At 73.7% G+C, this 26430-nt stretch carries 25 protein-coding genes; 16 read left to right on the top strand and 9 right to left on the bottom strand.

Annotated elements, in window-relative coordinates; all coding sequences use genetic code 11:
• Positions 1-20: 20 nt before the first annotated feature.
• Complete coding sequence (gene lipA / locus AB0N29_RS17650; protein WP_302267006.1) at positions 21-965, bottom strand: lipoyl synthase; 945 nt, start codon at positions 963-965, stop codon at positions 21-23.
• A gap of 76 nt (positions 966-1041) precedes the next feature.
• Here lipA and AB0N29_RS17645 point away from each other — a divergent pair, with 76 nt between their 5' ends.
• The gene (locus tag AB0N29_RS17645; protein WP_302267005.1) at positions 1042-1530 is read left to right on the top strand and encodes an SRPBCC family protein; all 489 of its coding nucleotides are present in this window, start codon (positions 1042-1044) and stop codon (positions 1528-1530) included.
• Positions 1531-1552: 22 nt separating this feature from the next.
• Here AB0N29_RS17645 and AB0N29_RS17640 read toward each other — a convergent pair whose 3' ends face one another.
• The 3 genes from AB0N29_RS17640 to lipB are packed head-to-tail and all read right to left on the bottom strand — an operon-like array spanning position 1553 to position 4224.
• Complete coding sequence (locus AB0N29_RS17640) at positions 1553-2509, bottom strand: hypothetical protein (RefSeq protein WP_364868692.1); 957 nt, start codon at positions 2507-2509, stop codon at positions 1553-1555.
• Positions 2506-3441, bottom strand: a complete 936-nt coding sequence (locus AB0N29_RS17635) for an ATP-binding cassette domain-containing protein (protein WP_364868690.1) — start codon at positions 3439-3441, stop codon at positions 2506-2508. The genes AB0N29_RS17640 and AB0N29_RS17635 overlap by 4 nt, the downstream gene beginning before the upstream one ends.
• Positions 3442-3495: 54 nt before the next feature.
• Positions 3496-4224: a lipoyl(octanoyl) transferase LipB gene (lipB, locus tag AB0N29_RS17630; RefSeq protein ID WP_302267001.1), complete on the bottom strand. Its 729-nt coding sequence runs from the start codon at positions 4222-4224 to the stop codon at positions 3496-3498.
• A gap of 61 nt (positions 4225-4285) precedes the next feature.
• Here lipB and AB0N29_RS17625 point away from each other — a divergent pair, with 61 nt between their 5' ends.
• From AB0N29_RS17625 to AB0N29_RS17615, 3 genes are read left to right on the top strand one after another with little or no spacing between them, the layout of a single operon-like run.
• Complete coding sequence (locus AB0N29_RS17625; RefSeq protein WP_364868687.1) at positions 4286-4783, top strand: hypothetical protein; 498 nt, start codon at positions 4286-4288, stop codon at positions 4781-4783.
• Positions 4784-4815: 32 nt separating this feature from the next.
• Positions 4816-5328: a GNAT family N-acetyltransferase gene (locus AB0N29_RS17620; RefSeq protein ID WP_302266998.1), complete on the top strand. Its 513-nt coding sequence runs from the start codon at positions 4816-4818 to the stop codon at positions 5326-5328.
• 22 nt (positions 5329-5350) lie between these two features.
• Positions 5351-5977, top strand: coding sequence for a maleylpyruvate isomerase family mycothiol-dependent enzyme (locus tag AB0N29_RS17615; RefSeq protein ID WP_364868684.1), 627 nt, complete (start codon positions 5351-5353; stop codon positions 5975-5977).
• Positions 5978-5980: 3 nt separating this feature from the next.
• Here the strand turns inward: AB0N29_RS17615 and AB0N29_RS17610 are convergent, their stop codons facing one another.
• The 3 genes from AB0N29_RS17610 to lpdA all read right to left on the bottom strand — a co-directional run bounded on the left by AB0N29_RS17610 (position 5981) and on the right by lpdA (position 10276).
• Entirely contained in the window at positions 5981-6871 is an 891-nt protein-coding gene (locus AB0N29_RS17610; protein WP_364868682.1) for a TIGR01777 family oxidoreductase, read from the bottom strand.
• Between the two features lie 89 nt (positions 6872-6960).
• Positions 6961-8865, bottom strand: coding sequence for a 2-oxoglutarate dehydrogenase, E2 component, dihydrolipoamide succinyltransferase (gene sucB, locus AB0N29_RS17605; RefSeq protein WP_364868680.1), 1905 nt, complete (start codon positions 8863-8865; stop codon positions 6961-6963).
• 31 nt (positions 8866-8896) lie between these two features.
• Complete coding sequence (gene lpdA / locus AB0N29_RS17600; RefSeq protein WP_364868678.1) at positions 8897-10276, bottom strand: dihydrolipoyl dehydrogenase; 1380 nt, start codon at positions 10274-10276, stop codon at positions 8897-8899.
• Positions 10277-10430: 154 nt separating this feature from the next.
• Here lpdA and AB0N29_RS17595 point away from each other — a divergent pair, with 154 nt between their 5' ends.
• The 3 genes from AB0N29_RS17595 (at position 10431) to AB0N29_RS17585 (ending at position 12972) form a co-directional block, all read left to right on the top strand.
• Positions 10431-10754 (top strand): hypothetical protein, encoded by a 324-nt coding sequence (locus tag AB0N29_RS17595; RefSeq protein WP_302266992.1) that lies wholly within the window; start codon positions 10431-10433, stop codon positions 10752-10754.
• Positions 10755-11147: 393 nt separating this feature from the next.
• A complete protein-coding gene (locus tag AB0N29_RS17590; protein WP_364868675.1) occupies positions 11148-12437 on the top strand; it encodes an HNH endonuclease in 1290 nt (429 codons plus the stop codon).
• A gap of 73 nt (positions 12438-12510) precedes the next feature.
• Entirely contained in the window at positions 12511-12972 is a 462-nt protein-coding gene (locus tag AB0N29_RS17585; RefSeq protein WP_364868673.1) for a hypothetical protein, read from the top strand.
• A gap of 31 nt (positions 12973-13003) precedes the next feature.
• Here the strand turns inward: AB0N29_RS17585 and AB0N29_RS17580 are convergent, their stop codons facing one another.
• Positions 13004-14515 carry a leucyl aminopeptidase gene (locus AB0N29_RS17580; protein ID WP_364868671.1) on the bottom strand — a complete coding sequence of 504 codons (1512 nt, stop codon included), beginning with the start codon at positions 14513-14515 and terminating at the stop codon, positions 13004-13006.
• A gap of 39 nt (positions 14516-14554) precedes the next feature.
• Between AB0N29_RS17580 and gcvT the strand changes: the two genes are divergently transcribed.
• The 9 genes from gcvT (at position 14555) to AB0N29_RS17535 (ending at position 23285) form a co-directional block, all read left to right on the top strand.
• A complete protein-coding gene (gene gcvT / locus AB0N29_RS17575; protein WP_364868669.1) occupies positions 14555-15667 on the top strand; it encodes a glycine cleavage system aminomethyltransferase GcvT in 1113 nt (370 codons plus the stop codon).
• Positions 15667-15924: a hypothetical protein gene (locus AB0N29_RS17570; protein ID WP_302266988.1), complete on the top strand. Its 258-nt coding sequence runs from the start codon at positions 15667-15669 to the stop codon at positions 15922-15924. Before gcvT ends, AB0N29_RS17570 begins: the two co-directional genes overlap by 1 nt.
• Before the next feature lie 24 nt (positions 15925-15948).
• Positions 15949-17445: a hypothetical protein gene (locus AB0N29_RS17565; RefSeq protein WP_364868667.1), complete on the top strand. Its 1497-nt coding sequence runs from the start codon at positions 15949-15951 to the stop codon at positions 17443-17445.
• A 22-nt stretch (positions 17446-17467) separates the two neighbouring features.
• Positions 17468-18292 (top strand): PhzF family phenazine biosynthesis protein, encoded by an 825-nt coding sequence (locus AB0N29_RS17560; RefSeq protein WP_364868665.1) that lies wholly within the window; start codon positions 17468-17470, stop codon positions 18290-18292.
• Between the two features lie 27 nt (positions 18293-18319).
• The gene (locus AB0N29_RS17555; protein ID WP_302266985.1) at positions 18320-19129 is read left to right on the top strand and encodes a thymidylate synthase; all 810 of its coding nucleotides are present in this window, start codon (positions 18320-18322) and stop codon (positions 19127-19129) included.
• 7 nt (positions 19130-19136) lie between these two features.
• Complete coding sequence (locus AB0N29_RS17550) at positions 19137-19631, top strand: dihydrofolate reductase (protein WP_364868662.1); 495 nt, start codon at positions 19137-19139, stop codon at positions 19629-19631.
• A gap of 74 nt (positions 19632-19705) precedes the next feature.
• Positions 19706-20653 (top strand): LLM class F420-dependent oxidoreductase, encoded by a 948-nt coding sequence (locus AB0N29_RS17545; RefSeq protein ID WP_364868660.1) that lies wholly within the window; start codon positions 19706-19708, stop codon positions 20651-20653.
• Between the two features lie 9 nt (positions 20654-20662).
• On the top strand, positions 20663-21586 hold the full coding sequence (dapA, locus tag AB0N29_RS17540) for a 4-hydroxy-tetrahydrodipicolinate synthase (RefSeq protein ID WP_364868658.1): 924 nt from the start codon (positions 20663-20665) through the stop codon (positions 21584-21586).
• 13 nt (positions 21587-21599) lie between these two features.
• A complete protein-coding gene (locus AB0N29_RS17535; protein WP_364868656.1) occupies positions 21600-23285 on the top strand; it encodes a ribonuclease J in 1686 nt (561 codons plus the stop codon).
• A 161-nt stretch (positions 23286-23446) separates the two neighbouring features.
• Here AB0N29_RS17535 and AB0N29_RS17530 read toward each other — a convergent pair whose 3' ends face one another.
• Positions 23447-26335: a M4 family metallopeptidase gene (locus tag AB0N29_RS17530; protein ID WP_302266979.1), complete on the bottom strand. Its 2889-nt coding sequence runs from the start codon at positions 26333-26335 to the stop codon at positions 23447-23449.
• Positions 26336-26430 lie beyond the last annotated feature (95 nt).

The following is a 26430-nucleotide window of genomic DNA, read 5'->3' as shown; positions in this document are numbered from 1 at the left end:
CGAGGTGAGGAGGCCGCCGGTCAGGCGGTCGCGACGCCCGCGCGGGCGTCCATGGCCTGACGGTACAGGCGCCCGGCGCGGTACGACGAACGCACCAGCGGGCCCGACAGGACGCCGGAGAAGCCGATCTCCTCGGCCTCCGCGGCCAGCTCCACGAACTCCTCGGGCTTGACCCACCGCTCGACGGGGTGGTGGCGCACCGAGGGCCGGAGGTACTGGGTGACGGTGATCAGCTCGCAGCCGGCGGCGTGCAGGTCGCGCAGCGCCTGGCTGACCTCCTCGCGGGTCTCGCCCATGCCGAGGATGAGGTTGGACTTGGTGACCAGGCCGAAGTCGCGGGCCTGGGTGATGACGTCGAGGGACCGCTCGTAGCGGAACGCGGGCCGGATCCGCTTGAAGATCCGCGGCACGGTCTCGACGTTGTGGGCCAGCACCTCGGGCCGGGACTCGAAGACCTCGGCCAGCAGCTCGGGCCGCCCGTTGAAGTCGGGGATGAGGTTCTCGACGCCGGTGTCGGGGTTGAGCTCGTGGATGGCGCGCACGGTCTCGGCGTACAGCCAGGCGCCGCCGTCGGGGAGGTCGTCGCGGGCGACGCCGGTGATGGTCGCGTAGCGCAGGCCCATCGTCTGGACGGACTCGGCGACCCGGCGGGGCTCGTCGCGGTCCAGCGCCTGCGGCTTGCCGGTGTCGATCTGGCAGAAGTCGCAGCGCCGGGTGCACTGGTCGCCGCCGATGAGGAACGTCGCCTCCCGGTCCTCCCAGCACTCGAAGATGTTGGGGCAGCCGGCCTCCTGGCAGACCGTGTGGAGTCCCTCGGACTTCACCAGGCTCTGCAGGTGCTTGTACTCAGGGCCCATCTTGGCCCGGGTCTTGATCCACTCCGGCTTCCGCTCGATCGGGGTCTCCGCGTTGCGGACCTCGAGGCGGAGGAGCTTTCTTCCTTCGGGAGCGGGAGCCTGCGTCACGCCCTTCACTGTACGCCGCAGGGGTGCGGCACCCCGACTCGGCGGCGGGAGCGCGGGCCGGGTGCAGGATGGGCGCATGCCCGTCCCCACCGGCCGCGTCGTCGGCGGCACCCTGGTCCTGACCCGCCACCTCCCGCTCCCCGCCGAGGAGGTGTGGGCGGCGCTCACCGAGCCGGACCGGCTCGAGCGCTGGATCGGGACGTGGACCGGCGACCCGGCCGAGGGCAGCGTGATGTTCCGGATGACCGCGGAGGGCGAGGACGCGCCCACCGAGCAGATGACGATCAGCGTCTGCGAGCCGCCGCTGCGGCTGGTGCTGGTCTCCCGCGTCGGCGACGACTGGTGGGACCTCGAGCTGGAGCTCGGCGCGGCCACCGACGGCGGCACCCTCCTGACCTTCCGGCAGCCGGGCCTCGACCCCACCGCCGCCGAGAGCGTCGGCCCGGGCTGGGAGTACTACCTCGACCGGCTCGTCGCCGCGGAGACCGGCGGGGACGTCGCGGCCGTCGACTTCGACCGCGACTACTACCCGGCGATGGCCGGACACTACCGGTCGCTGGGCTGAGCGGGCCCGCGGTGGTCCCGGGTCAGGGGACGTCGCGACGCCGGAAGGACAGCACCGACGCGGCGCCGACTGCCAGCAGCGGGGCCCCGAGGTACAGCACGCCGTGCACCGGGCCCATCTCACGCCGGTCGTCGCACTCGGAGCCGTCGGGGACCGGTCCGCGGCTCGTCCAGCACCGCTCGGGCACGTCGACCCAGTAGGTGGTGCCGTTCTGCACCACGGCGGCGACGTTGACCTGGGGCTGCCAGCGCTCGCCGATGCCGAGCACGCCGACGAAGAGCACGCCGAGCACCGCGACCGCGAAGAGCACGCCCAGGGTGGCGACCGTGCTGCGGAGCAGCATCGTGAGGGCGTAGCAGCCGAGGGCCGCCGCGGCGGCGAACCCGGCGCCGCGCAGCCCCAGCTCCAGGCAGTCGCCGAGCGCGCCGTCCCTGAGGGGTAGGTCGCGGGCCCGCGCGACCGACCAGAGCGTGAGCCAGTAGGCGCTGCTCACCGCCGCCGCGACGACGCCCGCCAGCCCGGTGACGGCGAGCGCCTTCGCCGCCCACACCCGCCCGCGCCGTGGCTGGAACAGCAGCTGGTTGCTCATCGACCCGCTGTTCCAGTCGTGCCCGACGAACGTCGTCGCCGCCAGCATCAGCAGCACGGTCAGCAGACCGGTGACGGCGATCCCGGAACCGGCGCGCTCGCGGGCGAGGCTGAGCGGCTCGCGGCCGACGTTCCAGCCGACGAGCAGCTGCTCGCACCGCTCCGGGGCCGCCCGGGGCACGCCGTACCGCCCCGGCCGCTGCTCGCAGCGGGCGATCTCGCCCGCGACGCCCGCGCGGACCTCGGCCAGCTCGGACTCCGACACCGGGCGGGTGCCCCACAGGGTGCTCGCGGCGATGAGGGCCGCCACCACCAGGCAGCCGAGCAGCAGGAGCAGCACCGCCCGCCGCCAGCGCAGCCGGGTGAGCTCGACGCGGACCAGGGAGGTCATCGGTCCTCCTCCTCCGCCGAGTCGCTCAGCCCGGCCCCGGCAGTGAGCTCGAGGAAGATCGACTCCAGGTCGGCCCGGACCGGGGTGAGCTCGGTCAGCCAGATGTCGCGCGCGGCGAGCAGCCGGGTGACGCCGGCAGGGTCCTCGGTCTCGACCCGCAGGGCGCCGTCCTGCACGGTGGCGGTCACGCCGGCCGCGGCGAGCGCGGCGGTGGCCGCGGCCGGATCGGGGACGACCACCCGGTACGTCGTGCTGCGGCCGAGCAGGTCCTCGACGGTGCCGCTGGCGAGCAGCCGGCCGTTGCCGACGATCGTGGCGGACGTGCACACCGCCTGGACCTCGGCGAGGATGTGGGAGCTCAGCAGGACGGTCACCCCGGCGGCCCCGAGGCCGCGGATGGTCTCCCGGATCTCCCGGATGCCGGCCGGGTCCAGGCCGTTCGTCGGCTCGTCGAGGATCAGCAGCTCCGGCTCCTTGAGCAGGGTGGCGGCGATGGCCAGGCGCTGCTTCATGCCGAGGGAGTAGGCCTTGTACCGGTCGCGGTCGCGGCCGGTGAGCCCCACGGTGTCGACCGCGGCGTCCACGCGGGCGTCGGGCGCGCCGATCGAGCGGGAGAGCAGCAGGAGGTTCTGCCGGCCGGTGAGGTTGGGGGAGAACTTCGGGGACTCGACCACCGCGCCGACCCGGTCCACGACGGCGGGCAGGCGCTCGGGCACCGGCTGTCCCAGCAGCCGCATCGTGCCGCGGGTGGGGCGCGAGAGCCCCAGCAGCATCCGGATCGTCGTGGTCTTGCCCGAGCCGTTGGGGCCGAGGAAGCCGTGCACGCCGCCGGCACGCACCGCGAGGTCCAGGTCGGACACGGCGACGCGCAGCCCTCGTCGGGTGCGGTACTCCTTGCGGAGCCCCTGGGTCTCGATCGCGAGGTCGGGCACCTCGCGAGTCAAGCAGCGACCCGGCCGGTTGTCCGGGGACGCGCCGAGGGTCCTTTACCTGGGGGTGAGCAGCTCGATGCGCGGTCCGCGGCCCGGCTCCGGCCGGGGGTCGTAGTCCGGCGTCGCGGCGTACGGCTCCCAGGCGAGGTACGTCGCCAGCTCCTGCTCCACGAGCGGGAGCACGTCGTTCGTGGTGACCCGGCGGCCCAGCTCGGCGGTCAGCGTGGTGACGCCGGCGTCGGCGATGCCGCACGGGACGAACCGGTCGTACCAGCCGAGGTCGACGTCGCAGTTGAGCGAGAAGCCGTGCATCGTCACGCCCCGGCTGACCCGGATGCCGATGGCGGCGATCTTGCGCTCCGGGCCCCGGTCGTCGGCGCGCAGCCAGACGCCGCTGCGGCCCGGGACGCGCGCGGTGGGGACGCCGAGAGCGCCGCACACGCGGATCAGCGCCTCCTCGACCCGGCGCACGTAGTCGACGACCTTGACGTGGTCGGGGAGCGCGACGATCGGGTAGCCGACGAGCTGGCCGGGGCCGTGGAAGGTGATCTTCCCGCCGCGGTCGACGTCGACGACCTGCGCGCCGCCGGGGTCGAGCGGGCGCTCGTGCGGCTCGGTGCGCTTGCCGGCGGTGTAGACGGGCGGGTGCTCGAGGAGCAGCACCGTCGGCGGGAGGGACCCGTCGGCGACCTGCGCGTGGACGTCGCGCTGGAGCTCCCAGGCGGCGAGGTAGTCGACCGCGTCGGCGCCGAGGCCGACCGTGCGGAACGTCAGGCTGCTCACCTGTTCGACTCTACCTGTGGACGACGCGCCGCGACCCGCCCGTGCTGGGTAGGTGACCGGTGTGCGCCGACCGCTCCTGCTGCTCGCCTCCGTCCTCCTCACCGCCGGGCTCGTGGTGCCCGGCGTGCTGCTCGCGGGCGGCCCCGCGCCACCCGCCCCGCCGCCTGCCCTGCGGGCCGTGGCCACGGTCGGGCCCGACGCGCGGTCGGTGCTGGCGGCGTGGGACGACCGGCGGGCGGCTGCCTGGGCGGCGGGCGACGTCGGCGCGCTGCGGCGGTTGTACGTCGTCGGGTCGGCGGCCGGCCGCCACGACGCCGCGCTGCTGGCGCGGTGGGCCGCCCGGGGGCTGCGGGTGACCGGTCTCGAGCTCGACCTGCTGGAGGTCAGCGAGCTGCGGACCGGGGACGACCGGCTCGAGCTGCGGGTCACCGACCGGGTCGCCGCGGGCCGCGCCGTCGGGCGCGGGGTGGACCGGAACCTGCCCTCCGACGGCCCGACGACGCGGCGGGTGACGCTCGTGCGGACCGCCGGCGCGTGGCGGGTCGAAGAAGTCAGGTGAGCGACCGGCACCTCGTCGGCGAGGATGTGCCCGTGGGCGACCTGAGACTGCGACCGCTGCGCACCGACGACGAGGCCGCGGCCGTCCAGGCCCACCGCGAGCTGGAGGCAGACGGCTTCGAGTTCCTGCTCGGCTGGACGCCGGAGCGCCCCTGGGCCGACCTCCTCGCGCAGTACGACGCCGAGCGCCGTGGCACCGACCTGCCCGCGGGCCGCGTGCCGGCGGCGTTCCTGGTCGCGGACCTCGGCGGCGAGGTCGTCGGCCGGTTGTCGATCAGGTTCGAGCTGAACGACTGGCTGCTGGCGTACGGCGGCCACGTCGGGTACGGCGTGCGGCCGGCGTACCGCCGTCGCGGCATCGCCACCGAGCTCCTGCGCCAGGCGCTGGTCATCGCGCGGGCCGGCGGGGTGGACCGGGTGCTCGTCACCTGCGACGACGACAACCAGGCGTCCGCCGCCACGATCGAGCGGTGCGGCGGCGTCCTGGAGGACGTGGTGGAGCAGCCGGGCGAGCCGGTCGCGAAGCGTCGCTACTGGATCGACTGAGACGACGGGGCGACGATGCCGTGTGGACATCTTCGAGGAGGTCGCCGACGAGCGCCGCGCCGTGGCCGACCTGGTCTCCGGGCTGACGCCCGAGCAGCAGGCCGCCCGCAGCCTGTGCACCGAGTGGAGCGTGCGCGAGGTCGTCGCCCACCTCGTCGTGCCGCTGGAGGTGGGCCTGCGCGGGTTCGCGCTCGCGATGCTGACGAGCGGCGGGAGCTTCGACCGGGCGAACGTCCGGCTGGCCCGCAGGCAGTCCCGCAGGCCCTTCGAGGAGCTCGTGGAGGTGCTGCGGCAGCGGGCCGGCTCGCGGTTCACCCCGCCCGGGTCGGGCCCCGAGGCGCCGTTGACCGACGTGCTGGTGCACGGCCTGGACCTCCGCTGGCCGCTCGGGCTGCACCGGGACGTGCCGGCCGAGCGGCTGCGGACCTCGCTGGATTTCCTGGCCGACGCCCGCGGAGGCGGACTCGTCCCGCGCGGCAGGACCGACGGGCTGCGGTTCGAGGCGGCCGACGTCGGGTGGGCCCACGGCCGTGGGCCGACGGTGCGCGGGAGCGCCGAGGCCCTGCTGCTGGCGCTCACCGGCCGGGTCGCCGCCCTCGAGCACCTCGACGGGGAGGGCCTGCCGGCGCTGCGCGATCGGCTCGCGTGAGCCTCAGCGCAGGCCGGCGGTGAGCACCGCGGTCACGTCGCGGTCGGAGAAGGTGAACCCCGCCGCCTCGAGCGCCGCGGGCCGGACGTTGAGCGACCCGAGCAGCTCGGGCGCCATCCGGCCCGCGCCGAGGCGCAGCGCGAGCGAGGGGACCGGCAGGACCGCCGGCCGGTGCACGGCGCGGGCGAGCGCGCGGGTGAAGTCGGCGTTGGTCGGCGGCTCCGGGCAGGTGAGGTTGACCGGACCGCTGACCGTGTCGTGCTCGGCGAGGAACACCACGGCGTCGACCCAGTCGCGCAGCGAGATCATCGCCATGTGCTGGCGGCCGCTGCCCAGGCGGGCGCCGAGCCCGGTGCGGAAGAGCGGGGCGAGCAGCTTCAACGGCGCCGCGCGCCGGTCCATCACCGGCGCGGTCCGCAGGTAGCAGACCCGGGCGCCCGCCTCGACCGCCGGCTGCGCCGCCGCCTGCCACTCCCGGGTGACGTCGGTGAGCAGCGCCTGCCCCCGGCTGTCGGAGGCCTCGGTCAGGACCTGGTCGCCGTGGTCGCCGTAGTAGGAGATGCCGTTGCCCGCGAGGTACGCCGGCGGGCGGGGCGCCTCGGCGACCGCGCGCGCGAGCACGCGGGTGGAGGTCACCCGGCTCTCGCGCAGCTCGCGGGCCCAGGAGTCCGAGTGCGGGTTGCCGAGCGTGGGGGAGCCGGCCAGGTTGACCACGACGTCGGCGCCGTGCACCGCGGCCCGGTCGTAGGTGCCGGCCGCCGGGTCCCACGCCGCCTCGTCGGGCGCGGCCGGCGCGCGCCGTACGAGCCGGGTGACCTGGTGGTCCCGGTCGCGCAGCGCGTCGACGAGGTGGCTGCCCAGGAAGCCGGAGGAGCCGGCGATGACGATGCGCATGCTGCGAGCCTCCCAGGACGGACAAGCCATGGACGCACAGGGGCCCGGGACCTGTGCGGTCCCGGGCCCTCGTGGTCAGGCGGTGGTGCTCAGACGTCGAAGACGCCGGCCTCCAGGCGCTTCTTCACGTCCTGCAGGAAGCGGCCCGCGTCGGCGCCGTCGACCAGGCGGTGGTCGTAGGTCAGCGCGAGGTAGACCATGTGGCGCACCGCGATCGTCTCGCCGAGGTTCGGGTCGTCGATCACGACGGGCCGCTTGACGACCGCGCCCGGACCGAGGATCGCGACCTGCGGCTTGTTGATGATCGGGGTGTCCCACAGGGCGCCCACGCTGCCGAGGTTGGTGATCGTGAAGGTGCCGCCGGACAGCTCGTCGGGACCGATCTTGTTGGTCCGGGTGCGCTGCGCGACGTCCGCGATCTTCTTGGCCAGGCCCGCGATCGACAGGTCGCCCGCGTCCTTGATCACCGGGGTGATCAGGCCCTTCTCGGTGTCCACCGCGATCGCGAGGTTCTCGCGGTCGTAGTAGGTGATCTCGCCGGCGTCGGTGTCGATGCCGGCGTTCAGCTTCGGGTGCTGCTTGAGCGCGTCGATCGCCGCCTTGGCGAAGAACGGCAGGTACGACAGCTTGACGCCCTCGCGCGCCTGGAAGTCGCCCTTCACCGAGTCGCGCAGCCGCGCGATGTTGGTGACGTCGACCTCGATGACCTGCGTGAGCTGCGCGCCGGTCTGCAGCGAGTCGACCATGCGCTCGGCGATGATCTTGCGCAGCCGGCTGATCTTCTCGGTCGTCCCGCGCAGCGGCGAGGGGCTGACCGACGGGGCCTGCCGGGCCGACGAGGCCGACGAGGTGGACGCGGCCGGGGCGGCGGGCTGGGCGGCCGGAGCCGGTGCCTCCTTGGCCTTCGCGGCGTCGAGGACGTCCTGCTTGCGGATGCGGCCGCCGACGCCGGTGCCCTCGACGGTCGACAGGTCGACGTCGTGCTGCGCGGCGAGCTTGCGGACCAGCGGGGTCACGTAGCCGGCACCGTCGGCGGTCTTCTCCGAGCGGGCCTGCTCCTGGTCCCCGCCCTTGTTCCCGGAGTCGTCGGACGAGGAGCGCTCACCGGTGCTCGGCGACTGCGAGCTCGGGGCGGGCGCGGTCTCGGCGGCCGGCTGGTGGTCCTTCTCGGGCTCGGGCTGCTCGGTCGCGGCCTCGCCCTCGTCGGTCGGCTGGGTCGGCTTGGTCTCCTCCTGGGCCGGGCTCGGCTCGGCGGCCTGCTCCGGCTCGGGGGTCGGCTCGGGAGCGCTCTGCGGGGCGGCGCCCTTGTCGCCGATGATCGCCAGCTCGGCGCCCACCTCGACGGTCTCGTCCTCCTCGGCCTTGATCTCGAGCAGGGTGCCCGCGACCGGCGAGGGGATCTCGGTGTCGACCTTGTCGGTCGAGACCTCCAAGAGCGGCTCGTCGACGGCGACGTCGTCGCCGACCGACTTCAGCCAGCGGGTCACGGTGCCCTCGGTGACCGACTCGCCCAGGGCGGGCAGCACGACCGGCGTACCACTGCCGCCGCCACTGCCGCCGCCGTTGCCGCCGGAGGAGGCTGCGGGCTGCTCGGAGCCGGAGGACTTCTCGGCCTCGGGGGTCTCGTCGCCCGGGGGCAGGTCGCCGGTCTCCTCGGCGATCTCCTGCTCCTGCTCGGCCTTCTTCTCGGCCTGCTCCTCGTCCTTGGGCTGCGCCTCGGGCTCGGCGGAGCCGGACGCGTCGCCGGCGGACTCACCCTCGTCACCGATGACCGCGAGCACGGCACCGACCTCGACGGTGTCGTCCTCCTGCGCCTTGATCTCGAGCAGGGTGCCCGCGACGGGGGAGGGGATCTCGGTGTCGACCTTGTCGGTCGAGACCTCGAGCAGCGGCTCGTCGACGGCGACCGAGTCACCCACGGCCTTCAGCCAGCGGGTGACGGTGCCTTCGGTGACGGATTCCCCGAGGGCCGGGAGGTTGACTTCGGTGGCCATGAGTTCCTTCGCTCTTCGGTGGTTGCGGTGGTCAGGAGTGCGCGTGCAGGGGCTTGCCGGCGAGGGCGAGGTGGGCCTCGCCCAGCGCCTCGTTCTGCGTGGGGTGGGCGTGGACGAGCGGAGCGACGTCCTCCGGGTACCCCTCCCAGCCGTAGATGAGCTGAGCCTCGCCGACGAGCTCGCCGACGCGGTCGCCGACCAGGTGGATGCCGACGACGGGTCCGTCGGTGCGGCGGACGAGCTTGACGAACCCCTGGGTCTTGAGGATCTGGCTCTTGCCGTTGCCACCGAGGTCGTAGGTCACGCTCTCGATGCCGTCGGCGCCGTACTTCTCCGCGGCCGTGCGCTCGTCGAGCCCGACGGAGGCCAGCTCGGGGTGGGAGTAGGTGACGCGGGGGATCGCGGTCTCGTCGACGGGCCGCGGGTCGAGCCCGGCGATGTCCTCGGCGACGAAGATGCCCTGCTGGAAGCCCCGGTGGGCCAGCTGCAGGCCGGGGACGATGTCGCCCACGGCGTACACGCCCTCGACGTTCGTGCGGCAGCGCTCGTCGGTGACCACGAAGCCGCGGTCCAGGGTGATGCCCTGCTCGTCGTACCCCAGGCCGTCGGTGACGGGGCCGCGGCCGACGGCGACGAGCATCAGCTCGGCCTCGATCCGGTCGCCGCCCTCGACGGTCACGGCGACGCCGTCGTCGGTGCGCTCGACCGACTCGAACCGGGTGCCGGTGCGGAAGACGATGCCGCGCTTCCGGAACGCCCGCTCGAGCGCCTTGGAGCTGGCCTCGTCCTCGGCCGCGACCAGCCGGGGGAGGGCCTCGACGATGGTGACCTCGGCGCCGAAGCTGCGCCACACGCTGGCGAACTCGCAGCCGATCACCCCGCCGCCGAGCACGACGACGCTGCGGGGGACGCGGTCCAGGCGCAGGGCGTGCTCGGAGGTCAGGACGCGCTCGCCGTCGACCTCGAGGCCGGGGAGGCTGCGCGAGTGGGACCCGGAGGCCAGCACGACGCTGCGACCGGAGTAGGTGCGACCGTCGACGGTGACCTGCTTGGGGCCGGTCAGGCGGCCCTCGCCCTCGATGACGGTGATCCCGCGGCTCTTGACCAGGCCGGTGAGGCCCTTGAAGAGCCGGCTGACGACCCCGTCCTTGTAGGAGTTCACGCCGGCCATGTCGATGCCCTCGAGCGTCGCGCGGACGCCGAACTGCTCGGAGTCCCGCGCGCTGTCGGCGACCTCGGCGGCGTGCAGCAGCGCCTTGGTGGGGATGCAGCCGACGTGGAGGCAGGTGCCGCCGACCTTGCCCTTCTCGACGAGACCGACGGTGAGCCCGAGCTGGGCGGCGCGGAGGGCGCACGCGTAGCCGCCGGAACCCGCACCGAGGATGAGTACGTCGTAGTCGGCGTCGGCCACCGTGGTCCTTCCCTTGTCGGCCTCGGCCCCTCTGGATCGCAGAGGAGCGCCCGACCATCTTTGCACCCTTCCCGGGCGTGTCCACACCGGGTCGCGTGGCTCCCGGCAGACTGGTGCCATGGCATGGACCGACCGATTCCGACGCGGCCCGCGGATGAGCAAGCCCGCGGGCGACGCGGCGCGCACCGGTTCGACGCGGGTGCGCGCGTCGGACAAGGTGGACGAGCAGCACCTGCGCACCTGGGTCCAGGAACGACGCGGTGTCGAGGGGTTCGTCGAGCCCCGCACCGCCGTCAGCGACGTGACCCTCCTGCTCGTCGCCCACGACGGTGAGTGGACCCGTCGTCGCGTGCCCTCGGTCGAGTGGGCCCACCGCTTCTGCAACGACCACCGCGTCCCCTCCTACGACGCCGCCGTCGTCGGCGTCCCCCAGCGCATGCGCGACTACAACCGCCGCCGCAAGCAGCAGGGCCTGTAGGTCCGTCGCCGGTCTGTCGGTCGAAGGGCGAGCGTCGTCGAGACCCCGCATTGCTGGTCGAGCAGCGAGCCCCGGCGAGCGTCGTCGAGACCCGCGCACTGCTGGTCGAGCAGCGAGCCCCGGCGAGCGTCGTCGAGACCCCACATTGCTGGTCGAGCAGCGAGCCTCGGCGAGCGTCGTCGAGACCCCCGGCAGCCGACCTGCGGCCTGCGGGAGGTGGGTGGTCGCGGTGGTGGCAGCTACAGGACAAGTACGCCGTGGGTCCCGCGCCGTCGCCGGCCCACCGCTGGTCGAGCAGCGAGCCCTGGCGAGCGTCGTCGAGACCCCTGTCGCCACTCCACAACCGTGCGCACGAACCTTCCATTCGAACACACGTACGAGTAGAATAAGGCCATGGCCCTCACCGCGACGCTCGAGCACCCGCTGGACACCCCAGCCGACGTGCTCGCCGCTGCCCGTGCGAGCCAACGCGCGGCGAACGCCGCCGAAGCCGAACTCCTCCAAGCCGCAGTGCAGTGGTGCGTGATGCACCCCGCCGAATCAATCGGCACCTCTTCGGCGTGGTCGACGCTGAAGGGGTTCGGCGACAAAGCGATCGGCCTCGCCGGGGAGGGTGCACCGTTGGTGAGCGAGTTCGCGGTCATCGAGTTCGCCGCCGGGATCGGGAAGTCCGAGGACGCCGGCCGGACCTACCTCGCCGAGGCCCTCGAGCTGCGCTACCGCCTCCCCCGGACCTGGGCGAAGGTCACCAACCTCGCCCTCCCCGCGTGGAAGGCCCGGTCCATCGCGCGGCGCACCCTGCACCTGCCCAAGGCCGGTGCAGGGTTCGTGGACACCCACGTCGCCCCCGTCGCCGCCACCATCGGCCCCGCCGCGCTCGACCGGCTCCTCGACGAAGCACTCGTCCGGTTCGACCCTGATGAGGCCGAACGGGTCCGGTACGAACGCACCGAAGCCCGCCACTTCACCATCCAGACCCGACAGGTCTCCTACGACGGCCACGTCGACATCTGGGGCACCCTCGACCTCGCCGACGCCCTCGACCTCGAGGACGCGATCACCAAGGGCGCCGCCCGCCTCGCGCAACTCGGGTCAACAGAGGCCGAAGGCGCACGGCGGGCGATGGCCGCCGGCGACATGGCGCGGCGCCAGCTCCAGCTGCAGTTCGACACCGACCCCACACCCCTCGTCGTCCACGTCCACCAGAAGGCGGGTGGTGAACTCGACGGCATCACCCGGGTCGAAGCCACGAGGGGGTTCGTGCTCACCACCCAGCTCGCCGAGTGGTGCACCCGCGCCGCCCGCGACGGCGCACCCATCACCATCAAGCCCGTGATCGACCTGAACGAACGCATCCACGTCGAGGCCTACGAGGTCCCCGACCGCCTCTCCGTCCAGACCCGGCTGCGAGACCACCACTGCGTCTTCCCCTGGTGCACCCGCCCCGCCCACACCACCAGCAGAGTCGACGACGACCACGTCATCCCCCACAGCAGGGGCGGGCCCACCGCCACCGAGAACATCGCCCCACTGTGCCGACGCCACCACCGCGTCAAGACCCACACCGGCTGGCACCAACAGTCACCCAGCCCCGGGACCTACCTGTGGCGCAGCCCCACCGGGATGACCTACCGCGTCGACCACCACGGCACCCACGAGACCACCGACCCGCCCGACCATTAGCCGCCCCGCCCACACCCCGCCGGAGCAACCAACCGGCGGGGCACAGGCACGTCGTCACGGGCACGATGGACCCATGCCGGACGAGCGCACCACGTACGCCTGGGTGGTCAGGTGGATCGCTGCAGACGGTCGCACCCACGAGCGGGCCAGGTCGTACGAGCGGCTCGCGGACGCCGAGGACGCGGCGGACGACGTCCGTGCGGCCGGGATCGGGACCGAGGTGACGCTCACGTCCGAGCCCGACCTGGCGCCGGAGGGCCTGTCGCCCGCGTTCGTGGCGCGGATGGGGGTCGAGACGAGGCCGGGTCGGGTGCTCGTCGACCGGGAGCACGCCGGCCCGGTGGAGGTGCGGGTGACGCACGAGGTGCTGCTCGCGCTCGCCCACCAGCAGGAGGACGTCGCCGACGACCGGGACCTCGACGTCGTGCCCCGCGTTCCGCACCCGAGGCGGACCGGCCTCGCCCGGCTCGTCGCGGACGTGCAGGACCGGGTCGACGCGCTGGACCCGGACGTCACGGTGCTCCGGGTCGAGTAGGCCGCTGAGGGGCCGCCGGAGCCCGGCCAGGTCAGCCCTTCGCAGCGACCGCCCGGGCGTAGTCGACCAGCGTGGCCACGGCGACGCCGGTGCCGCCGGAGGTGACGTGGCCCGAGGGCCCGCCGGAGGCGAAGGCGGGGCCGGCGATGTCGAGGTGGGCCCAGGGGAGGCCCGCGGTGAACTCGCGGAGGAACGCGGCGGCGTACAGCCCACCGCCCCAGCGGATCCAGTCGTGCTGGGCGAGGTCGGCGATCTTGCTGGAGGTGATCCGCTCGCGCATGTGCTCGGGGATCGGCATCGGCCAGAACTCCTCGCCGGCGACGACCGCCGCGTCGAGCACGTCCTGGACGACGGCCTCGCTGCCCATCACGCCGGCGACCTTGTCCCCGAGGGCGACGACCATGTGGCCGGTGAGCGTGGCGACGTCGAGGATGGTGTCTGGCTGCTGCTCGGTGGCCCGGACGATCGCGTCGGCGAGCACCAGGCGCCCCTCGGCGTCGGTGTTGAGCACCTCGACGGTCGTGCCGCCGTAGATCCGCAGCACGTCGCCGGGGCGGGTCGCGCCGCCGGAGACCATGTTCTCGGCCATCGGCACGAACGTGCTCACGCGGATCGGCAGGCCGAGCGCGGCGATCGCGAGGGTGGCCTGGACGACGGCGGCGGCACCGGCCATGTCGGACTTCATCTCGTGCATGCCCTGGGCCGGCTTGATCGACAGGCCGCCGGAGTCGAACGTGATGCCCTTGCCCACGAGCGCGAGGTGGTGCTTGGCACCGCGGGGGGAGTAGGTCAGCTCGACCAGGCGCGGCGGTGCGTCCGAGCCGGCGCCGACGCCGAGGAGGCCGCCGCACCCGAGCTCGGCGAGCGACGCCTCGTCGTGGACGGTGATCCCGATCTTGGGGGTGCCCCGGCCCTTGGTCGCGGCCTTGGTGGCGGCGACCACGGCGTCGGCGAACGCCGGCGGGCGCAGGTCGCCGGGAGGCGTGTTGACCCAGTCGCGGGTGGCGGCGACGGCGGCCGCCACGACCTGCGCCTCCTCGAGGGCGGACGTCGCCTCCTTGCGCCGTGCGGCGGCGGTCAGCACGACGACCTCGGCGGGCGCGGAGTCGTGGGGGTCCTTGGCGTCCTTCTTGTACGCCGTGAAGGAGTAGCCGCCCAGCTGGTGGCCCTCGACCACGGCACGTACGAGCTCGGGCGTGCCGGCCGGGAGCGCGAGCGCGATCGAGGCGGCGTTGGTGACCGCGCGGGCGGCGGCGCCGGCAGCACGGCGCACGCCGGCGGGCGTCGTGTCCTTGCCCAGGCCGACCAGCACCAGCAGCGGGCTCGCGACGGCGTCGCCGGTCGGGACCTTGACCACCTCGCCGGCCTTGCCGGTGACACCGAGCGTGGACAGCAGCGGCCGCAGCTTGCGGCCGTAGGCCTTGGCGACGTCGGCGCCGCCGTCGGCGAGCTCGGGCCCGTCGCCGCCCTGCAGGACACCGACCACCACCGCGTCGGTCTTGGTCTTGGCAGGGCTGGCGTTCCGGAGCGTGTACGACGTCACCCGAGGAAGGATAGACAGACGCTGCGGTAGGTTCCGGGCATGGCTGAGGACCCCACCCTGCTGCGGTCACCGATCCACGACCGTCACGTCGCCCTCGGCGCCAAGATGGCCGAGTTCGGCGGCTGGTCGATGCCCCTGGAGTACGCCGCCGGCACGGTCAAGGAGCACACCGCCGTGCGCGAGGCGGTCGGCGTCTTCGACGTCAGCCACCTCGGCAAGGCGCTCGTCTCCGGGCCGGGCGCGGCGGCGTACGTGAACGCGACGCTGACCAACGACCTCGGCCGGATCGCGCCGGGCCAGGCGCAGTACACGCTGTGCTGCGACGACGCGACCGGCGGGATCGTCGACGACCTGATCGTCTACCTCCACGACGACGAGCACGTCCTGCTCGTCCCGAACGCCGCGAACACCGCCGAGGTGGTCCGCCGGCTCGCCGCGGACGCGCCCGACGGCGTGACCGTCGAGGACCAGCACCGCGACCACGCCGTGCTGGCCGTGCAGGGGCCGCTCTCCGACGAGGTGCTCGCCGGGGTGGGCCTGCCCGCCGGCCACGACTACATGTCGTTCGTGGTGGCGCCGTTCGCCGACGCCGAGGTCGTGGTCTGCCGCACCGGGTACACCGGCGAGCGCGGCTACGAGCTGATCGCCCCCGCGGGCGTCGCCGTCGCCCTGTGGGACGCGCTCCTGGCCGCCGGCGAGCCGCACGGCATGCTCGCCTGCGGCCTCGGGTCGCGTGACACCCTGCGCACCGAGATGGGCTACCCGCTGCACGGCCAGGACATCTCCCTCGACGTCACCCCCAACGAGGCGCGCCTGGGCTGGGCCGTCGGCTGGTCCAAGCCGGCGTTCTGGGGCCGCGACGTGCTGCTCGCCGAGCGCGAGGCCGGGCCCAAGCGGGTGCTGCGCGGGCTGGTCGCCACCGGCCGGGGCATCCCGCGCCCGCACATGAGCGTCTCCTTGACCCGCGACGTGCTGCTCGGCGAGGTCACCTCGGGCACCTTCTCCCCGACGCTGCGCACCGGGATCGGGATGGCGCTGCTGCCGTCGTTCGTCGACCCCGAGGCCGAGGTGGGCGTCGACGTCCGCGGCCGTCGCGAGATCTTCCAGCTCACCAAGCCGCCGTTCGTGCGCACCAACGTCCGGAGCAGCTGATGAACCTCCCCGAGCAGCCCACCACGTTCCGCACCCCGCCGCCGACCGAGCGGCCCTGGTTCTGGCGGCTCGAGAACGCCGCGGGCGAGGAGGTCAGCGTGGCCGGGGAGCTCGGGGCCGAGCGCTTCACCAACCAGTCCGACGCGGAGTCGTGGGTCGGTGAGGTCTTCGCCGAGCTGGCCGCCCACGGCGTCGACGCGGTCACCCTCTTCGAGCTCGACCGCCGGGTCTACGGCCCGATGTCCCTGCACCCCTAGCACCGGGGCGACCGGGAGGACCGAATGCGCGCGGCCGACGACTTCCCGGACTACCTCGCCGCGCGCTGGACCACGCTCGTCCGGGTCGTCCTGCTGCTGGGCGCGCCCCGGCCGGTGGCCGAGCAGGTCACCGCGGTCGCCCTGGGACGCGCCCGTCGGGACTGGCGGGAGCTGCGCACGGCCGCCGACCTCGACGCCGAGGTCGTCGAGGTGCTGCTCGCCACCTGGGCCGACGCGCGGCGGCACCAGCCCGACGCGACGGCCGCCGTCGAGGCACCCGCCGTCGAGGTCCCCGCGTCCGAGGACCTCGATCGCGTGGGTCGGCGCCTGGGCGCGCTGTCCGACGCCGAGCGCCAGCGGACCGTGGTGAGCGCGCTCGTCGGGACCGGTGCCGTGCCGGCGGACCCCGCCCTGGAGGAGGAGGTACGGCGCGCCGCCGCCGACCTGCTCGTCGGCGGCGCGCCACCGGCGGACTCGCTCCCCACGCGGCTGCGCCCGCCGCGGACCGGCCGGTGGCTGGCCGCCGGGGCGGCCGTCCTCGCGCTCCTCGTCGCCGCGACGTACCTCCTCGGTGTGGTCCGGGGCGACCCGCCCGACCCGGACCGGGAGGAACGGCTCCCGGCCGTGACGGTGCGGAGGGAGGCGAACCCGGCACCGCTCGCGTGGTGGGCCGACGGCGTGCTGCACCTGCCGCGGACGTCCGTGGAGCTCCCGGGCGTCATCGACCTGGTCGAGGTCCCGGACGGCGCGGTGGTGACCGACGAGGACCACCGCGTCGTGCACGTGCGGTTCGACGGCGGCCGGACCGTCCTCGGCCGCCAGGTGCCGGGCAGCGGGCTCGCCGTCGAGCCGGGGTCGGCGCTGGTCGCCTGGGTGGAGCCGGAGCACGACGTCGTCCTCCACGACCTGGCGGCCGGGCGCGACGTGGGCCGGCACACGCTGGACATCTTCGACGCCGACTCCGGCCGGGTGGTCGCGGTGGACGGCGGCGCGGTGCTGCTCACCTCCTCCTTCGGGGACGTCCGGTGGCTCGGCGGCAGCGCGGTCTCGGCGATCGAGCAGCCACCGGTCCTCCTCGACCGCGCCGCCGGGACGGTGCTGACCCGGCTCGACGGCCGCCGGCTGCGCATGCAGCAGCCGTTCTTCAGCGTCGGCTTCACCGTGCGCGGGCGCGCCGGCCAGGTCTCGCCCGACGGTCGCCACGTCCTCACCGCGCCGACGACCGTCGGCGGGCCGGCCTCTGCGCTGCGCCTGCGCGACGCGGCCAGCGGTCGCGTGCTTGCCACCGGCCTCGCCGGGGACGCCGGGGACGCTGGGGACGCTGTGGACGCGGTCGTGCTGGCGTCCGCCTTCGGCGCGTCCGGCCGCACCCTCACCCACCTCCTGAGGCGGTCACCGGAGGCCGTCGAGCTGGTGACCTGCCGGGTGCCCGGGCCGGGGCGCGGGGCCTGCCGGGTCGACGCCACCCTCGACGGTGGCCCCTACGGGGTCGGCAGCGCGCCCCTGCTCGCGACGTCCTGAGGATCGGCCTAGGGTCGGCGCCGTGAGCAGCCGTGTGTTCCGCCAGGTCGACGTGTTCTCCACCGAGCCGCTGCTCGGCAACCCCGTCGCGGTGGTCCACGACGCCGACGGCCTCAGCGACGAGCAGATGGCCGCGCTGGCCCGCTGGACGAACCTCTCGGAGACGACGTTCCTCCTCCGCCCGACGGACCCGGCGGCCGACTACCGGCTGCGGATCTTCACGCCGGGCCGGGAGCTGCCCTTCGCCGGCCACCCGACCCTCGGCAGCGCGCACGCCTGGCTGGAGGCCGGGGGAGCGCCGGCCGGCGCGGAGCTGGTCCAGGAGTGCGGGGCGGGACTGGTGCGCCTGCGCCGCGAGGAGGTGCTGGCCTTCGAGGCGCCCCCGCTGCTCCGCTCGGGGCCGGTGGACGCCGCCGACCTCGACGCGATCGCCACCGCGCTGCGGCTGGACCGCGACGACCTGGTGGACGCGGCGTGGATCGACAACGGCCCCGGCTGGGTCGGCGTGCTCCTGCGCGACGCCGCGGCGGTGCTCGACCTGCGACCGGACTTCGCCGCCTTCGGCGAGCTCAAGATCGGCGTCGTGGGGACGTACGCCGACGGGCCGGTCGCCGTCGAGGTCCGCGCCTTCTGCCCGCAGTACGGCGTCCCGGAGGACCCGGTCACCGGCAGCCTCAACGCCGGGCTCGGCCGGTGGCTCGCCGGCACGACCCTCCCCGCGTCGTACGTCGCGGCGCAGGGGACCGCCGTCGGGCGCCGGGGCCGGGTGCACGTGGCCCGCGACGGCGACGTCGTCCGCGTCGGCGGCGCCACGCGGACCACCGTCCTCGGGACGATCGACCTGTGAGCGCCGCGGCGGTCTAGGCTCGCCTCCGTGCAGCAGTACCTCGACCTCCTCCGCCGGGTCCTCGACGACGGCGTCGAGAAGGGTGACCGCACCGGCACCGGCACGCGCAGCGTCTTCGGGCACCAGATGCGGTTCGACCTCAGCGAGGGCTTCCCGCTGGTGACCACCAAGAAGGTGCACACCCGCTCGGTCTTCGGCGAGCTGCTCTGGTTCCTGCGCGGCGACACCAACGTCCGGTGGCTCCAGGAGCGCGGCATCAGCATCTGGGACGAGTGGGCCGACGCCGACGGCGAGCTCGGGCCCGTCTACGGGCACCAGTGGCGCTCCTGGCCCACGCCGGACGGCCGCCACGTCGACCAGCTGGCCCAGGTCGTGGAGCAGGTCCGGCGCGACCCGGACTCCCGACGGCACATCGTCTCGGCCTGGAACGTCGCGGACATCCCCGAGATGGCCCTCGCGCCGTGCCACGCGCTGTTCCAGTTCTACGTCGCACCGCAGGCCGACGGCCCGGGCCGGCTCTCCTGCCAGCTCTACCAGCGCTCGGGCGACGTCTTCCTCGGCGTGCCGTTCAACATCGCCTCCTACGCGCTGCTGACCCACATGGTCGCCCAGGTGACCGGGCTCGAGGTGGGCGACTTCGTCCACACGCTCGGCGACGCGCACCTCTACCTCAACCACCTCGACCAGGCCCGGCTGCAGCTCACGCGCGAGCCGCGGCCGCTCCCGCGGCTGGTGCTGGACCCGACGGTGACCGAGCTCGACGCCTTCGAGCTCGAGCACATCGAGGTCGCCGGCTACGACCCGCACCCGGGCATCAAGGCGCCGATCGCCGTATGACGCTCCTGTGACGCCGGGCGGCAAGCGGGTCGTCCTGGTCGCCGCGGTCGCGCGCAACGGCGTGATCGGCGACGGACCCGACATCCCCTGGAAGGTGCCGGGCGAGCAGCGGCTCTTCAAGGAGCTGACCCTCGGGCACGTGCTGCTGATGGGCCGGACGACCTACGAGTCGATCGGCCGGCCGCTCCCGGGCCGGACCACGGTCGTGCTGACCCGTGACCCGGCCTGGAGCGCCGAGGGTGTGCTCGTGGCCCACGGCGTCGAGGAGGCGCTCGACCTGGCCGCCACGCTGCCCGGCGACGTGATGGTCGCCGGCGGGGGAGAGGTGTACGCCGCGCTGCTCCCGCACGCCGACGAGCTCGTGCTCAGCGAGATCGACCTCGAGCCGCGGGGTGACGCGCACTTCCCGGCGTACGACGCCGCCGAGTGGCCCGAGACCGCGCGGGAGCACCACGAGGGGTACGACCGGGTGTTCCGCGCGCGGTCCGGGGACCGCCGCTAGCCGGCCGGCCGCTCCTCGGCGCCGTCGCGGGGCTCGGGGGCGGCTGACCTGGAGGCGTCTGGGAGGCTGGGCGCATGGAGCTGCGTGTCTTCACCGAACCCCAGCAGGGTGCGACGTACGACGACCTCCTCGCCGTCGCCAGGACCGCCGAGGAGCTCGGCTTCGGGGCGTTCTTCCGCTCCGACCACTACCTCGGCATGGGCACCGAGGGCCTGCCGGGCCCCAGTGACGCCTGGGTGACGCTGGCCGGGCTCGCCCGCGACACCAGCACGATCCGCCTCGGCACGATGATGACGAGCGCGACGTTCCGCCACCCCGGGCCGCTCGCGATCAGCGTCGCCGGCGTCGACCAGATGAGCGGCGGCCGGGTCGAGCTGGGCATCGGTGCCGGCTGGTTCGAGGCCGAGCACACCAAGTACGGCATCCCGTTCCCCCCGACCGGTGAGCGCTTCGACCGGTTCGAGGAGCAGCTCGAGGTCGTCACCGGCCTCTGGGCGACCCCGCTGGGAGGCGACGGCTTCTCCTTCGAGGGTCGCCACTACCAGGTCACCGACAGCCCCGGCCTGCCCAAGCCGGTGCAGACCGACGGTCGCCGGGGAGGGCCGCCGGTGCTCATCGGCGGCCTGGGCAAGAAGCGCACGCCGGCGCTGGCGGCGCGCTTCGCCGACGAGTTCAACCTGCCGTTCGTCGACGAGGCGACCACCGAGGCGCAGTTCGGCCGCGTCCGTGCCGCCTGCGAGGCCGCCGACCGCGACCCGGCCACCATGACCTGGTCGAACGCGCTCGTCCTCTGCGTCGGCGCCGACGAGGCCGAGGTGGAGCGCCGGGCCGCCGCGATCGGCCGCGACAAGGACGAGCTGCGGGAGAACGGCCTGGCCGGCACGCCGCAGGAGGTCGTCGACAAGATCGGGCGGTACGCCGCGCTGGGCGCCGAGCGGGTCTACCTCCAGGTGCTCGACCTCACGGACCTCGACCACCTCCGGCTGGTGGCGCGCGACGTGATGCCGCACGTCGGGCGATAGCCTGGACCCATGACCGACTCGGCCACCTCGACCCCGGCAGCGACCCCCGCAGCGCCCTTCGGCCGCGTCCTCACCGCGATGGCGACGGCCTTCACCCCCGACGGGGCGGTCGACCTCGAGGCGACCCAGCGCATCGCCCGGCACCTGGTGGACCACGGGCACGACGGGCTCGTGGTCTCCGGCACGACGGGGGAGTCCCCGACCACCACGCCCGAGGAGGACGGCGACACCCTCGCGGCCGTGCGGGACGCGGTCGGCGCCGACATCCACCTCGTGGCCGGCGTGGGCACCAACGACACCCGCACGTCGGTCGGCCTCGCGCACCAGGCGCGCAAGAACGGCGCCGACGGCGTGCTGCTCGTGACGCCGTACTACAACAAGCCGGGCCAGCGCGGCATCCTCCAGCACTTCCGCCAGGTCGTCGACGCCGCCGAGCTGCCCGTGATGCTCTACGACGTCCCGGGCCGCACCGGCTCGACGATCGCACTCGAGACCTACGAGCAGGCGATCGCCTGGGACGGCGTGGTGGCCGTCAAGGACGCGGTCGGCGACTTCGCCCGGGGCGTGCGCATCCGCGAGCTCGGCTACGCGGTCTACTCCGGCGACGACGCGGCGAACCTCGGCTGGCTCGCGCACGGCGCAGTCGGCTTCGTCAGCGTCGTGGGCCACGTCGCGGGCGACCAGCTCCGGGCGATGGTCGACGCCTACGCCGCGGGCGACCCCGCCACGGCGCTCCAGGTCTACACGCGGATGCTCCCCGCGATCGACGCCGTCATGGGCGTCGCCAACTACGGAGCGACCACCGCCAAGGCAGCGCTCCAGCTCCTCGGCGTCCTCGACAACCGGCGGGTCCGCTCTCCCCTCGTGGAGCTGGACGACGACGAGGTGGCCGCGCTGCGCGTCGGCCTCGTGGCCGCCGGTCTACTCACGTGAAGGACCGACGCGCTTGAGCCACCCGCACCCTGAGCTGTCCGAACCGCCGGTACTGCCGCAGGGAGGCCTCCGGGTCATCCCGCTCGGCGGCCTCGGCGAGGTCGGCCGCAACATGACCGTCTTCGAGTACGACGGCCGCCTGCTGGTCGTCGACTGCGGCGTGCTGTTCCCCGAGGACCACCATCCCGGCGTCGACCTGATCCTGCCGGACTTCGGCCCGATCCGGGACCGGCTGGACCGGATCGAGGCCCTGGTGCTGACCCACGGGCACGAGGACCACATCGGCGCGACGCCGTACCTCCTCCGCGAGCGCGGCGACATCCCGCTCGTCGGCTCCGAGCTCACCTTAGCGCTGCTGGACTCCAAGCTGCGCGAGCACCGCCTGCGCGAGACCGTGCACCACCGGGTCTCCGAGGGCGACCGGATCAGCTTCGGTCCCTTCGACCTGGAGTTCGTCGCGGTCAACCACTCGATCCCGGACGCGCTCGCGGTGGCGATCCGGACCGGCGCCGGGATGGTGCTCCACACCGGCGACTTCAAGATGGACCAGCTGCCGCTGGACGGCCGAATCACCGACCTGCGGGCGTTCGCCCGGCTGGGGGAGGAGGGCGTCGACCTCTTCCTCACCGACTCCACCAACGCCGAGACCCCCGGCTTCACCCCGGCGGAGAAGTCGATCACCCCGGTCATCGACCAGGTGTTCCGCGAGTCCTCCCAGCGCATCATCGTCGCCTGCTTCGCCTCCCACGTGCACCGCGTCCAGCAGGTGCTCGACGCGGCGCACGCCCACGAGCGCCAGGTGGCGTACGTCGGCCGCTCGATGGTCCGCAACATGGCCATCGCGCGCGACCTGGGCTACCTCAAGGTGCCGCCGGGGACGCTGGTCGACACCAAGGACCTCGCCGACCTCCCGCCGCAGCACCAGGTGCTGATCTCCACCGGCTCCCAGGGCGAGCCGATGTCGGCGCTGAGCCGGATCGCCCAGCGCAGCCACAACTTCGTCCACCTCGAGGAGGGCGACACCGTGCTGCTCGCCTCGAGCCTCATCCCGGGCAACGAGAACGCCGTCTACCGCGTGATCAACGGCCTCGCCCGCTGGGGTGCCCGGGTCGTGCACAAGGGCAACGCGCTCGTCCACGTCTCGGGGCACGCCAGCGCCGGCGAGCTGCTCTACTGCTACAACATCGTCAAGCCGCGCAACGTGCTGCCCGTCCACGGCGAGATCCGGCACCTGCTGGCCAACCGCGACCTGGCCAGGGCGACCGGCGTGGAGAACGTCGTCGTCGCCGAGGACGGCGTCGTGGTCGACCTGGTCGACGGCGTCGCCAGCATCACCGGCAAGGTCGAGTGCGGCTACGTCTTCGTCGACGGCTCCTCGGTCGGCGACATCACCGAGTCCGACCTCAAGGACCGCCGGATCCTCGGCGAGGAGGGGTTCATCTCGGTGATCGTGGTGATGGACTCCGTCAGCGGCAAGGTCTCCGGCGGGCCGGAGATCCACGCCCGGGGCTTCGTCGAGGACGCCGTGGACTTCGACGAGATCAAGCAGCCCATCATCGACGCGCTCGACCGGGCGGTCGCCGAGGGCAACACCGACACCTACCAGCTGCAGCAGACCGTACGGCGCGTGATCGGCCGCTGGGTCAGCGGCACGCACCGCCGGCGGCCGATGATCATCCCGGTGGTCATCGAGTCCTGAGGCCGCGACGAGCCGAGGGCCTGCCGAGACCCACGTGGACGACGTCCTGGCCGAGCGTGCGGCGTACGACGGCCGGACGTCCTGAGGACGGCGAGAGGCCCCGCCCGGATCGCTCCGGGCGGGGCCTCTGCGGTGCTGCGGGTGCTGCTCCTGCCGCTGGGTCAGCGGACGTCGGAGGCCTCCTGGCGGCCCTTGGTGCCACCCTTCTTCCCGCAGGCGACGATCTTCACGTCGTCGACGGCCCAGCCCTCGAGGCCGCCGCAGCCGTCACGACCCATCTCGAAGCGCAGCTTGATCTTCGTGCCCGGCTTGGCGCCGATCTTCTTCAGGTCGATGATCGAGCGGCCCCAGGACCCGCCGGCGACGTTGCCGTCGGTGCCGGAGAAGGCCGGCTGGGAGGCCATCGGGTTGGTGTTGCCCTCGGCCTTGGTCAGCAGGGTGGTGTTCGGCGCGTTGAACAGGTAGGCGGCCGGCTTGACGACCTTCCACTTGCCCGAGCCGAGCTTGACCTTGACGTTGCCGCCGTCCACGTCGAGCTCGCTGGCGACGTAGTGCCGGAACTGCAGGCGCATGCCCGTGCCGCCGCCACGGAGACGGATCGCCCGGCTGGTGATCGCGTTGGCGCTCGACCGGTCGAACCGGTCGTAGGTGCAGGTGCCGCGGTCGTCGCTGGGGTCGAAGGCGACCTTGGACCGGTTGCCGGTGACCTCGCGGCTGGCGCGCCACGGGATGCCCTTGCCACCCTTGAACGCCACGCGCTCGGACTTCTTCCAGCCGGCCAGGCCGTCCTCGAAGTCCTCCTTGTAGAGCACCTTCGAGGTCGTGCCCCCGCCGCAGGTCGCCGGTCCGCCCTTGCGCAGCAGCGGGCGGAAGTTGCACTGCGTGGGGTCCTTGCGCAGCTCGGTGGCGGCCACGACGGCCGAGACCGACGCGCAGTCGCCGGCCACGATCTCCGCCGCGGGCTGCGAGGTGCCGCCGGGGTCGGTGGACACCCGGTTGATGTCCTTGCCGACCAGCTCGGTGCAGGAGGCCTCGAGCCCGTCGGCCAGGTCGACGAAGTTCGACGTGGGCGTCAGGTGCGCGACCTGGGTCTGCCAGAAGATGTTCGCCGCCTTGTCGAGGCCGAGACCGGCCACGGTGACGTCGTTGGACGTGCCGCCGTCGACCAGGAGGGCGTAGGCGTGGTTGACCACGCCGGAGTTGCTGTGCACGCCGCCGCTGTCGTCGGTGGAGCACTTGTACTCCGCGTCGGAGACCTTGGCCGGGTCGCCGAGGCAGGTGGGGTTCCACATGTCGCGGATCGCGCCGCCGAAGGCGGGGTCGCCCTCGCCGGAGAGCCAGCGGTAGGAGTCGAACCGGTCGCCGCCGGCGTCGATGATCTCGACCTCGACCGGCTGGCCGTCGGCCAGGGTCTTCCGGATCGTCTCGCGGTCGGTCAGGCCGATCGACACCGTCGGCGGGAGGCTCTTGTCGGCGTCGGTGAAGCCGATCGGGGCCTCCTCGCGGTTGCCGATGATGACGGCCTTCGCACCGGCCGCCTTGGCGACCTGGGCCTTCTCGACGAACGTGCACAGGCCGCGGTCGACCAGGACGATCTTGCCCGCGGCGGCGGACGCGTCGGCGTACGGCGAGCAGCCGTCGGTCGTGGTGCCGCCCTCCTCCTCGGCGTCGGTCGGGGCGACCACCTGGCCGGTGATCGGCCCGTCGATCTCACCGAGCGTGCCGCCCGTGGCGCACTCCTTGGCGATCGACTCCGGGGCGGTGATGGTGAGCACCGGGATGGCGCCGGTGTAGGCCGAGCAGAGGCCGTCGGCCCGCTTGACGTCCGGGGTCTCGTTGTAGCGGTCGTTGATCTGGTCGACGGTCTCGCCCCAGATGTCGGAGAACGCCTCGTTCATCGCTCCGGACTGCCACTGGTAGACCAGCCCGGAGGTGTACTCGGTGTAGGCGTGGCCCCACTCGTGGGCGACGGTGTCGTCGGAGCTGACGCCCGAGCAGTAGTTGGTCGTCTTGCCGTTCCAGTTGGCGTTGGGGCAGGCGATGGTCGGGTCGTTGTTGACCGTCACCATCTTCGCGCCCTTGCCGTCGAAGGAGTCCCGGCCGAAGGTGTTCTTGAAGAACCAGTACGCCTCGCCGGTGCCGTTGACCTCGTTGAGCTGGTCCTCGTCCAGCGAGCCGGGCAGCGGGTCGCCCTCGCGGTAGACGGTCGTGTAGGAGATCTTGTCGTCGCTGACGTCGTCGGGCGTGCCGCCGTCGCTCTCGAGCTTCGCCTCGCGCAGCTCGCGGTTGAGCGCGGTGTGGATCATCGAGTAGCGGTTGAGGAACTTGCCGGTGAGCGCGTCGACGAAGACCTTCTCGCGCACGGTGGTGCCGTTGCCGACGCCGACCACGTGGACCAGGCGCGCCGGACCGGTCTCGCCCTTGACCGAGCCCATCCGGTACACCGAGAGGGTGTTGTCGGTGACCCGCAACCCCGACAGGTCGAGCGGCGTCTCGCCGGGCGGGTCCTCCCGCACCGTGGCCACGGCGCGGCGCCCGGCCTCGGCCGCGCTGGTGCGCGGCGTGGTGCCCAGGCGCAGGTCGGGCGCGACGTACCCGCTGACCGCGGTGAGGTCGCCGTCGTCGTCCACGCTCGCGACGAGCTGGCCGCCGAAGACGGGCAGCCCGCGGTAGGTCTGGTCGAACCGCACGGCCCACCCGCGGGCGGTCTCCTGGACCGAGGACTCGCGCAGCTGGTCGGCGGTGGCGCCGAACACGCGGGCGTGGCGGTCGAGGAAGGCGTTCGCCTTCTCGACGGCGCCGGCGCGTCCGGAGGCGCGGACGTCGGGCAGCAGGTCGCCGCCGCGCGCGGCGCGCGCGAAGCCGATCTTTCCGGTGGCTGGCTCGGTGGCCAGCCGGACCGCGCCCTCGGCGTCGCTCTTGAGGCGCTGCACGAGGGACCGGCCGTCCGCCGGAGCGATCGGCTCCGCCGCGGTGGCCGGCTGGGTGGGAACGGCGGCGACGCCGGCACCCAGCAGAACGAGGCTCAGCCCCGTCTTCAGGATCTTCACTTAGGTAACCCTCCGAGTATGGGTGGCGCCGGCCACGTCTCCGGGCCGACCCGGGCACCCTAGGGACGGCTCCCCGCGCAGGTCCAGAGGCGCCG

Origin of the sequence: Nocardioides sp. NPDC092400, assembly GCF_040684155.1 — a bacterium.
GTDB lineage: Bacteria > Actinomycetota > Actinomycetes > Propionibacteriales > Nocardioidaceae > Nocardioides.
Note: the sequence above shows the minus strand (reverse complement) of the source record. Positions and strands in the feature narration are given on the sequence as shown.